The sequence below is a fragment of the Sphingomonas sp. genome (assembly GCF_035317925.1).
GTDB lineage: Bacteria > Pseudomonadota > Alphaproteobacteria > Sphingomonadales > Sphingomonadaceae > Sphingomonas_I.
Map to the genome: position 1 here is coordinate 1 of NZ_DATHFV010000101.1, position 2685 is coordinate 2685.

General features: G+C 65.7%; 1 protein-coding gene and 2 pseudogenes. All 3 read left to right on the plus strand.

Annotation, left to right across the window (positions count from 1 at the left end):
- Positions 1-1080, plus strand: a pseudogene (locus VK533_RS07510) (glycoside hydrolase family 2); the annotation flags it as partial.
- Positions 1081-2409 (plus strand): sugar porter family MFS transporter, encoded by a 1329-nt coding sequence (locus VK533_RS07515; RefSeq protein ID WP_324376247.1) that lies wholly within the window; start codon positions 1081-1083, stop codon positions 2407-2409. It abuts the pseudogene before it with no gap.
- Positions 2409-2685, plus strand: a pseudogene (locus VK533_RS07520) (GDSL family lipase); the annotation flags it as partial. The gene VK533_RS07515 and the pseudogene VK533_RS07520, both read left to right, overlap by 1 nt.

Sequence of the window (2685 nt, forward strand, 5' to 3'; positions counted from 1 at the left end):
TCCAACCGCATTTCGCTGCAGAATAGCGGGCCCTACAACTGGCGCCAGCCGGAGGAATATTTCACCGAGGACGCGAAGGGCTTCGCGGTCGAACTGGGCACGCCGAGCTTCCCGACTTTGGAAAGCTGGAAACGGACGATCCCCGCAGCCGACCTTTGGCCGATCAGCGATGTCTGGGCCTATCATGACTGGCACCAGACCGGGAACGGTGCGGTCTCCAGCTACATGAAGGCGATGGACGCGCAGTTCGGCCCGGCCACCGGACTCGAGGATTTCGAGCGCAAGGCGCAGATGCTGCAATATGTCAGCTATCGCGCGATCCTCGAGGGCTTCAACGCGGGGCTGTGGAAGACCAACAGCGCGCGCATGTTCTGGATGACGCAGCCGGCCTGGCCGTCGTCGGCGTGGCAGATTTTCTCGTCCGACTACGACACGCACGCCGCCTTCTACGGCACCAAGAAGGCGTCCGAGCCGGTCCACGTCCAGATGAACCTGCCCGACTATAAGGTCATCGTCGTCAACAATGGCCGCACGCCTTTGACGGGCGCGACCGTGCATGCACGCGTGACGACGCTCGACAACAAACTCGTCGCCGAGAAGACGGCCGCCATCTCGGCGGACGCCGGCCTGACCGCCGACGTCTTCACGCTCGATCTGGCGCCCGCGCTCGCGAACGGCGTGGTTCTGGTCGCGCTCGATGTGACCAACGCGTCGGGTGAAATCCTGTCGCGCAACGTCTATTGGCAGGGCCGCGACGACGCGGCCTATCGTGCGCTCGGCGCGATGCCGCAGGTCAGGCTGACCACCAAAGCGGCGAGCCGCAGCGAAGGAGCGGATCGGGTGACGACGGTCGATCTTGCCAATCCGTCGGGGACGGCGGCGATCGAGACCAAGCTGACCCTGTTCGGCGCGAATGGCGTGCAGGTCTTGCCCGCGCTCTTCACCGACAATTATGTTTCGCTGATGCCGGGCGAGAGCCGGCGGATCGAGGTGCGTTACCCGGCCAGCGCCGCCACCGGCGCGGTGACGGTCAAACTGCGCGGCTGGAATATTGCGCCGGCTGCGGTGAAGGCCAAGTAGATGGCGCGCCGGGGCCTGCTCGGCGAGAGCATCGCCACCGCCGCGCTCGCGGGATTACTGTTCGGCTTCGACACGGCGGTGGTCGCGGGCGTCACCGCCGACTGGCGCCATGTCTTCCAGCTCGACGATGCCGCGCTCGGCCTGACGGTCAGCGCCGCGATCTGGGGCACGCTCGCGGGTGCGCTCTGCACCGGTCTGCCCGGCGACCGGTACGGTGCGCGCAACGTGCTGCGCGTGCTGGCATTGTTCTATGTCGCGTCGGCGGTGGTCGCCTCCATCTCCTGGGGGCTGGGTTCGCTGGTCGCGGCGCGGCTGGTGACCGGCCTCGCGATCGGCGGATCGTCGGTGCTGGCGCCAGTCTATATCGCCGAAATTTCGCCGGCCGCACGGCGCGGCCAGATGGTTGGGCTGTTCCAGCTGATGGTGGTGACAGGCATCCTCGTCGCATTTCTGTCGAACGCCGCAGTCGGCGCGTTCGCGGATCCAGCGACGGCATGGCGCTGGAAGCTGGCTGTGCCCGCGCTTCCTGCCTTGATCTTCCTCGGCCTGCTCTATCGCATCCCGGACAGCCCGCGTTGGCTGATCGCGCGCGGACGCGAAGCAGAGGCCCGTGCCTCGCTCGAGCTGATCGGCGTGCCCAACCCGCAAGCCGAACTGGCGACCTTTCGCGAGGCGGTGCGAGCCGAGAGCGAACAGCGCGGCGCGCATCTGTCCTGGACGCAGCACCGCAAACCGATCCTGCTCGCGGTGGCGCTGGCCGCCTTCAACCAGCTCGCGGGCATCAACGCGATCCTCTATTATTCGAACGATATCTTCGCGGCGGCCGGTTATGGACGGCTGTCAGCCGACCTGCAGACGATCGCGATCGGTGCGACCAATCTGGTCTTCACCATGATCGGCCTCGCCCTGATCGATCGGATCGGGCGCAAGACGTTGCTGCTGGTGGGCGCGGTCGGCATGGCGGTGTGTCTGGCGGTGGTTGCCTCGATCTTCTGGGGCCTGCTGCCCAAGCCTTTGCTGCTCGTGATGCTGGTGGGCTACATCGCCTTTTTCGCACCGAGCCAGGGCGCGGTGATCTGGGTCTATCTGTCGGAAATCTTCCCGACGCGGGTGCGGGCACGCGGCATGGCGATCGGCAGCTCGACCCACTGGCTGATGAACGCGATCATCGCGGGCATCTTCCCCGTGATCGCGCACCGTTCGACCGGCGCACCCTTCCTGTTCTTCGCGGCGATGATGGCGCTGCAGTTCGTGGTGGTTCTGGTCTTCTTCCCCGAAACCAAGGGCGTTACGCTGGAGAAAATGGACGCCCGGATGGAGCGAGGCTGATGCGGAAAGCGGTGTTGGCGGCATGTGTAACGGCCCTGATCGGGAGCGCCGCGTCGGCGCAGATCGCGCGCGATCCGAACAGCAAGTTCACGACGGATTGGAACGATCGGCTGTCGACCGACTGGCCCTATCTCGCGAAATATCGCGCGGCTAATGCCGCGCTCATGCCCTCACCCAAGCATCCGCGGATCGTCTTCATGGGCGATTCCATCACCGAGAATTGGGTCAACCTTGCCGGCGACTTCTTCACCGGCGAGCGGATCGGGCGCGGGATCA